Origin of the sequence: Streptomyces sp. NPDC058877, assembly GCF_042742855.1 — a bacterium.
Taxonomy (GTDB): domain Bacteria; phylum Actinomycetota; class Actinomycetes; order Streptomycetales; family Streptomycetaceae; genus Streptomyces.
The window spans coordinates 1-6,794 of the sequence record NZ_JBHYMF010000285.1 but is presented as its reverse complement, the minus strand read 5'-3'; the positions used below and the strand labels follow the sequence as shown (position 1 = coordinate 6,794).

9 protein-coding genes are annotated in these 6,794 nt (G+C 70.8%); 7 read left to right on the top strand and 2 right to left on the bottom strand.

The genetic code is table 11. The features are described 5' to 3' along the window. Nucleotides 1-86 precede the first annotated feature (86 nt). On the bottom strand, nucleotides 87-260 hold the full coding sequence (locus ACFW2Y_RS33890) for a hypothetical protein (RefSeq protein ID WP_384887017.1): 174 nt from the start codon (nucleotides 258-260) through the stop codon (nucleotides 87-89). Nucleotides 261-657: 397 nt separating this feature from the next. Here ACFW2Y_RS33890 and ACFW2Y_RS33885 point away from each other — a divergent pair, with 397 nt between their 5' ends. From ACFW2Y_RS33885 to ACFW2Y_RS33870, 4 genes are all read left to right on the top strand, one after another. Then, a complete protein-coding gene (locus ACFW2Y_RS33885) occupies nucleotides 658-1,311 on the top strand; it encodes a response regulator transcription factor (protein ID WP_030687123.1) in 654 nt (217 codons plus the stop codon). Between the two features lie 4 nt (nucleotides 1,312-1,315). Further along, nucleotides 1,316-2,563, top strand: coding sequence for a sensor histidine kinase (locus ACFW2Y_RS33880; protein WP_384887013.1), 1,248 nt, complete (start codon nucleotides 1,316-1,318; stop codon nucleotides 2,561-2,563). 395 nt (nucleotides 2,564-2,958) lie between these two features. After that, a complete protein-coding gene (locus ACFW2Y_RS33875; RefSeq protein ID WP_003955561.1) occupies nucleotides 2,959-3,255 on the top strand; it encodes a DUF4193 domain-containing protein in 297 nt (98 codons plus the stop codon). Between the two features lie 12 nt (nucleotides 3,256-3,267). Further along, a complete protein-coding gene (locus ACFW2Y_RS33870) occupies nucleotides 3,268-4,290 on the top strand; it encodes a hypothetical protein (protein ID WP_384887010.1) in 1,023 nt (340 codons plus the stop codon). Between the two features lie 16 nt (nucleotides 4,291-4,306). On the opposite strand, the gene ACFW2Y_RS33865 is transcribed toward ACFW2Y_RS33870, so the two are convergent. After that, nucleotides 4,307-4,801: a DUF3093 domain-containing protein gene (locus ACFW2Y_RS33865; RefSeq protein ID WP_384887008.1), complete on the bottom strand. Its 495-nt coding sequence runs from the start codon at nucleotides 4,799-4,801 to the stop codon at nucleotides 4,307-4,309. A gap of 58 nt (nucleotides 4,802-4,859) precedes the next feature. Between ACFW2Y_RS33865 and ACFW2Y_RS33860 the strand changes: the two genes are divergently transcribed. The 3 genes from ACFW2Y_RS33860 to ACFW2Y_RS33850 are packed head-to-tail and all read left to right on the top strand — an operon-like array spanning nucleotide 4,860 to nucleotide 6,719. Further along, a complete protein-coding gene (locus ACFW2Y_RS33860) occupies nucleotides 4,860-5,444 on the top strand; it encodes a PaaI family thioesterase (protein WP_384887005.1) in 585 nt (194 codons plus the stop codon). Next, nucleotides 5,444-5,956: a dUTP diphosphatase gene (gene dut, locus ACFW2Y_RS33855; protein ID WP_384887002.1), complete on the top strand. Its 513-nt coding sequence runs from the start codon at nucleotides 5,444-5,446 to the stop codon at nucleotides 5,954-5,956. The genes ACFW2Y_RS33860 and dut overlap by 1 nt, the downstream gene beginning before the upstream one ends. A 1-nt stretch (nucleotide 5,957) precedes the next feature. Then, nucleotides 5,958-6,719, top strand: coding sequence for a DUF3710 domain-containing protein (locus ACFW2Y_RS33850; protein ID WP_384886998.1), 762 nt, complete (start codon nucleotides 5,958-5,960; stop codon nucleotides 6,717-6,719). Nucleotides 6,720-6,794: the final 75 nt, after the last annotated feature.

Below are 6,794 nucleotides of genomic sequence, written 5' to 3'. Positions count from 1 at the left end.
GGAACCGGTGCCGGGGCTCCCACACGTCCGTGGGGCGGCGGCGACGTGCACCACCGCCCCACGGCGGATCGGACGGGTGGAGCGGGTCAGACGCCCGGCACGGCCACCTCCACGCCGTGCTCGGCGGCCAGCCGGTGCAGGTCGTCCAGCTCAGCCTGCTCCACCTCCGCCAGGTAGTCGTCGCCCGTCTCACGGGCCCGCGTGAGGTCCGTCTGCGTGGTCCTGATGCGCTGCAGCAGTCCTGCGGTGAAAGCGTCCATCGTGCGCCCCCTCCTCGTGGGTCCGGTGGCACGGGGGTGTGCCGAGGGTGGGTGGATCACGCACTGCGAACTCTGGGGGACAGAGAGCGGTAGGTGGCGCGCCACATACAGGGCGTGATCACGGGGTGTGCAGTCGTCCTCCCCAAGGCCTTCCTCAGGGAAACCTCAACTGGCGCGGGAATCAGATGAATTCTTCGCGCCTCCCTTCGCGCCCCCCTCGGGTCCCGCTTCGCGCCCCGTCCGCACCACCTCGCGCACCCGCTCGCCGCCCGCCCGCCCCGCCTCCGTCTTACCGCCGGTTTACGCGCGTACGGGGCAGGATGGACACGCACAGTCAGTGCTCAGGTTCCAGCCGGTCCCATCCCGGACAGCGGCTCAAACGGGAAGGATGTTCGACGTGCGCGTACTCGTCGTCGAAGACGAGCAGCTGCTCGCCGATGCGGTGGCCACCGGACTGCGCCGGGAGGCCATGGCCGTCGACGTCGTGTACGACGGCGCCGCGGCCCTGGAACGCGTCGGGGTCAACGACTACGACGTCGTCGTTCTCGACCGCGACCTCCCGCTCGTCCACGGCGACGACGTCTGCCGCAAGATCGTCGAGCTCGGCATGCCCACCCGGGTCCTGATGCTCACCGCCTCCGGAGACGTCAGCGACCGCGTCGAGGGCCTGGAGCTCGGGGCGGACGACTACCTGCCCAAGCCCTTCGCCTTCACCGAGCTCACCGCGCGCGTGCGCGCCCTCGGTCGCCGCACCACGGTGCCGCTCCCGCCCGTTCTGGAGCGCGCCGGCATCAAGCTCGACCCGAACCGCCGCGAGGTCTTCCGCGAAGGCCGGGAGGTCCAACTGGCACCCAAGGAGTTCGCCGTGCTGGAGGTCCTGATGCGCAGCGAGGGGGCCGTCGTCTCGGCCGAGCAGCTCCTGGAGAAGGCGTGGGACGAGAACACCGATCCGTTCACCAACGTCGTGCGCGTCACCGTCATGACCCTGCGGCGGAAGCTCGGTGAGCCGCCGGTCATCGTGACCGTGCCCGGCTCCGGGTACCGGATCTGATTCGATGACCACCACGCCCACTCCGCACCACCAGGTGCCACCGAAGCCGACCTGGGACCCCCGGGACCCCGTCCGGCCGCTGCTGCGGCCGACGATCCGGATACGGCTCACCCTGCTGTACGGCGGGATGTTCCTGATCGCCGGCATCCTGCTGCTCTCGATCATCTACCTCTTCACCGCCCAGGCGCTCACCGACAGCACCTCCCAGCTGCCCTTCAAGGTCCTCAGCGGCACGATCCAGCCCACGACCTCCTGGTGCCGACTGCCCGAGACCTTCACGGGGGACCAGCTCAACGACGCGGTCACCGTCTGTCTGCGGCACCAGAGCGACCTGGCCCTGGACGCTCTGTTGCGCCGGTCGCTGTTCGCGTTGCTCGGGTTGAGCATCATCGCCTTCGCCTTCGGTTACGCCATGGCGGGGCGGGTGCTCTCCCCGTTGGGGCGGATCACCCGGACCGCCCGGCAGGTGGCCGGTTCGGACCTGTCCCGGCGGATCGAGCTGGACGGCCCGGACGACGAGCTCAAGGAGCTCGCCGACACCTTCGACGAGATGCTGGACCGGCTGGAGCGGGCCTTCACCGCGCAGCAGCGGTTCGTCGCGAACGCCTCGCACGAACTGCGGACCCCGCTCGCGATCAACCGCACCCTGCTGGAGGTCCACCTTTCGGACCCCGGGGCGCCGGTGGAGCTCCAGCAGCTGGGCAAGACCCTGCTCGCCACCAACGAGCGCAGCGAGCAGCTGGTCGAGGGGTTGTTGCTGCTGGCCCGGAGCGACAACCAGATCATCGAGCGCAAGCCGGTGGACCTGGCCGAAGTGGCCGAGCGGGGCGTCGACCAGGTGCACGCCGAGGCCGAGGCCAAGGGCCTGGAGATCCGGAGCGCCTGCGAGCCGGCCGTGGTCCAGGGCAACGGGGTGCTGCTCGAACGGATCGCGTTGAACCTGTTGCAGAACGCCGTGCGCTACAACGTGCCGCCGGGCACGGAGGGCGGCTGGGTGGAGGTCACCACCGAGGTCAAGGACGGCCAGGCGGTCCTGGTCGTGTCGAACACCGGGCCGGTGGTCCCCGCGTACGAGATCGACAACCTCTTCGAGCCGTTCAGGAGGCTCCGGCAGGAGCGGACCGGCAGCGACAAGGGGGTGGGACTCGGCCTGTCGATCGCCCGGTCCGTGGCCCGGGCCCACGGCGGCCGTATCATCGCGGAGCCGCGCGAGGGCGGCGGACTCGTGATGCGCGTCACCCTTCCGATCTGACACACTGCACGCGCCGACCGGTTCCGTTCGCTTTGCGCGGAATTCCGAGGCCCCGATCCTGAGACGTCCGTGTGTGATCGATCACAGGAGAAGGTGCCCGGCCCTCCACTCTCCGTGATCGAGAAATCCCTCGGAAAGCCAGGAAAAGTCCGGGTTTCCGAGGCATGGAATGACGGGAAGTACACGGGGTGGCACCCGTGAGGGCTGCCCCGAGGGCCGTGTACGGTCCGGTTCGCCACCCGAAGCCGATCACTCATGAGAGGGCGCGACGGGTGTCGATTGAGTAACAGACCTTGATGTGAGGCAAAATCTCCGCCTCAGGTCGGGCACAAGTCCGACCTCTCACGCGTTACGTGCGCTGGAGACACCGCAACCACCCAGAGGGGGAGAGCGACATGGCAACGGATTACGACACCCCACGCAAGACCGATGACGACGTCGATTCGGACAGCCTTGAGGAACTGAAGGCCCGCCGGAACGACAAGTCCACCTCGACCGTCGACGTCGACGAGTTCGAGGCCGCCGAAGGCCTGGAGCTTCCCGGCGCCGACCTCTCGAACGAGGAGCTGGCCGTCCGGGTCCTGCCCAAGCAGGCCGACGAATTCACCTGCATGAGCTGCTTCCTCGTGCACCACCGCAGCCAGTTGGCTCGGGAGAAGAACGGTCAGCCGATCTGCCGCGACTGCGACTGAGATCGCCCGGCCGTGGCAGGCGACATACCGTCCCGGAAGCGGCGTCTCGGACTCCCCTGGAGACCGGAGACGTACAAGGGCGGCTCAGGCCCGGTAGAGGGTGCCCAGGGGGCCCCTGAAGCCGAGCCCGGGCGCATCGCCTCCCTGCCCTCCCTCGGCGCACGTGACGACGAGCGAGGCCTCCCGGCCTCGCTCGAAGCAGTCCTCGACGAGGCGGCAGAGACAGGTCCGGCACCGCTGCCCGCGGAGCCGGAAGGGACCGCAGCGCAGCAGCGCGGGCGCTTCGGTTCCCTCAAGAAGCTGGCCAACCCCGCGCGGGCCCAGCTCGACCGGATCAGGATCGACTCCGAGCGGATCGACGTGGTCCGGCGCGGTGTGAAGCGCGGCGGAGACACCGCCAAAGCCGGCATCGGACACCTCGCCGACCGGCTCATCTACCTCGCCCCGCGGATCCCCGTCCGCGACCTGGCGACCCTGCGCAAGCAGTTCCCCGGACTCGGCCCCGAGGAGCTCGCCGACAAGCTCGTCGCGGGCGCGGCGAACGCGAGCTCGACCATCGGCGCGGGCATCGGCGCCGCCGCCATGCTCCCCGTACCCCCGGCCATGCCGGCCGAGCTGGCTGCCGAGATCACCGGCGTCGCCGCCGTGGAGCTCAAACTCATCGCCGAACTCCACGAGGTCTACGGACTGCGGCCCCCCGGTCGCCTCACCCAGCGGTCGACGGCCTACCTGACCTCCTGGACCGAGGAGCGGGGCATCGAGCCCTCCCGACCGACCACGGTCAACGCGGCACTCGGCGGACAGCTCAAGCGCGAACTGCGCCAGCAGATCATGAGGCGCATGGTCCGCAACGTGCCCAACCTGGTGCCCTTCATGGTGGGGGCCGCCGTCGGCGCCGTCATGAACCGCCGGGACACCAAGAAGCTCGCCGCGCACATCCGCAAGGACCTCCGCGCTCGCCAGGTCTCCTGGGACGCCCTCCCGGAGCTTCCCCCGCTGGAGCAGCCGCAGGACCCCGAGCAGCTGGGTCCCTAGCCCGGGTGGGCGTCGCTCAGCGGGGCTCCTCCGCCTTGAGGGCCGCGACCAGTGCCTCCGGCTCGCGGCTCGACAGGTACAGGTACGGCGTCGGGTCGGTCGGGTCCGTCACCTCGATCCGAACCGCCTGCGGCACGTAACTGCGCATCAGCATGAACGCGCGGGGGTCCGCCTTGTGGGTGCGCCAGGCGCGTGCCTCCTCCGCGTCGAGCACCTCGACCGCCCCCAGCGCCGAAACCGGGATCCGGGCGTCGCCCGCCACCAGCGAACCGGCGACCACCCGGATCCGTGCGGAACCGTACGAGGAGACCGCCACCCCGGCGAGCACCGCCGCCGCGATCAGGCCGCCCAGCATGGGGACCGTCCCCAGCGGGAACATGATCAGGCCGCCGGAGAGGCCGAGCAGCCCCACGATCACCCACCACGATCCGGGCGCCGTCAGCCTCTCGTCGAAGCGCGGCGCGGGGGAGGACGCGGGGGAGGGGGCCTGGGACGGTACGGAAGGCTGCATGGGGCCAAGCTTGGCACGGCGCGACCTGCGCCCATCCGCGCGGGTAAGGTCTGCGGCTGTGACTGCAACATCTGCCGCCCTCACCCCGCCGGCCGACGCCATACCGCCGGTACGCCATCCCGACGCGCCGGCCCCCGGCGAGCTGCTCGGCTCCCACTACGAGTACTGCTTCGGGTGCGGCGGCGGACAGTCCCACGGCCTTCACCTGGAGGCGCGCGCGGGCGAGGGCGTGACCGTCACCGCAGGGTTCACGGTGACCCCCGACCACCAGGGCGCCCCCGGCCTCGCGCACGGCGGCGTGCTCGCCACCGCGCTCGACGAGACCCTCGGCTCCCTGAACTGGCTGCTGCGGGTCATCGCCGTGACCGGACGCCTGGAGACGGACTTCCTCCGGCCCGTCCCGGTCGGCACCGTGCTCCACCTGGAGGCCGAGGTCACCGCGGTGCACGGCCGCAAGATCTACTCGACCGCGGTCGGTCGGATCGGCGGGCCCGAGGGTCCCGTCGCCGTCCGTGCCGACGCCCTCTTCGTCGAGGTCAAGGTCGACCACTTCATCGATAACGGTCGCCCGGAGGAGATCCAGGCGGCCATGTCCGACCCCGACCAGGTCCGGCGCGCCCGCGCCTTCGAGGTGAACCCCTGATGCGCAACCCCATCGACGTACTGATCCGCAGGGTAGACCCGGAAGTGCCGATTCCGGCCTATGGGCATCCCGGCGACGCGGGGGCCGACCTCGTCACCACCGAGGCCGCCGTGCTGGCTCCGGGGGAGCGCGCCGTGCTCCCCACCGGGGTCTCCATCGCCCTGCCGGACGGGTACGCGGCCTTCGTGCACCCGCGCTCCGGTCTCGCCGCCCGCTGTGGAGTGGCGCTCGTGAATGCCCCGGGGACGGTGGATGCCGGGTACCGTGGAGAGATCAAGGTGATCGTGGTCAATCTCGATCCGCGCGAGAGCGTGCGGTTCGAGCGATTTGATCGGATTGCCCAACTCGTCGTCCAGCAGGTCGAGAAGGTGCGCTTCCATGAGGTTGCGGAGCTCCCCGGTTCGGCGCGGGCCGAGGGGGGCTTCGGGTCCACCGGCGGTCACGCCGCCGTGGACGGCACAACGGGTGGGAATCGATACGCTTCGGTCGTATCCGACCGGGAAGGACAGTGACGTGTTCGGACGTCGCAAGAAGAGCGGTGCCGCCGAAGACGCGGCGGGCGAGGCCGAGCAGGTCGTCGACGCGGTGGAGGGCGAGGACGCGGCCGAGGCGCCGCGTCGCGCGAACCTTCCGCCGGCGCCCCGGCCCGAAGGGCCCTGGGACATCTCCGAGGTCACCAAGCCCGAAGAGGGCCGCGTCGACCTCGGCGGGATCTTCGTGCCCGGAATCGAAGGCATGGAGCTGCGGGTCGAGGTGGCGGGCGACGCGATCGTCGCGGCCACGGTCGTCCTGCGCGACAGCGCCGTACAGCTGCAGGCCTTCGCCGCACCCAAGAACGAGGGCATCTGGGGCGAGGTCCGCGACGAGATCGCGACCGGCATCATCCAGCAGGGCGGCGCCATCGACGAGGTCGAGGGCCCGCTGGGCTGGGAGCTCCGCGCCCAGGTGCCGGTGCAGTTGCCGGACGGCAACCGCGGCGTGCAGCTGGTCCGCTTCGTGGGCGTCGACGGCCCCCGCTGGTTCCTGCGCGGAGTGATCTCCGGGCAGGGCGCGGTCCAGCCCGAAGCGGCCGGCCTCCTGGAGCAGATCGTCCGGGACACCGTGGTCGTCCGCGGCGACGGCCCGATGGCCCCGCGCGACCCGATCGTCCTCAAGCTGCCGAACGACGCGCAGATGGTGCCGGACGGTGTGCAGCAGGAGGAGCCGGAGAGCTCCCGCTTCTCCGGCGGCATGGGGCAACTGCAGCGCGGCCCGGAGATCTCCGAGATCCGCTGACACCAGAGTCGGGTCGCCCCGGCGACCCGACTCGATCGAGACGAAGGCCGGTGGGCCGTTTCCCGCACCGCACGG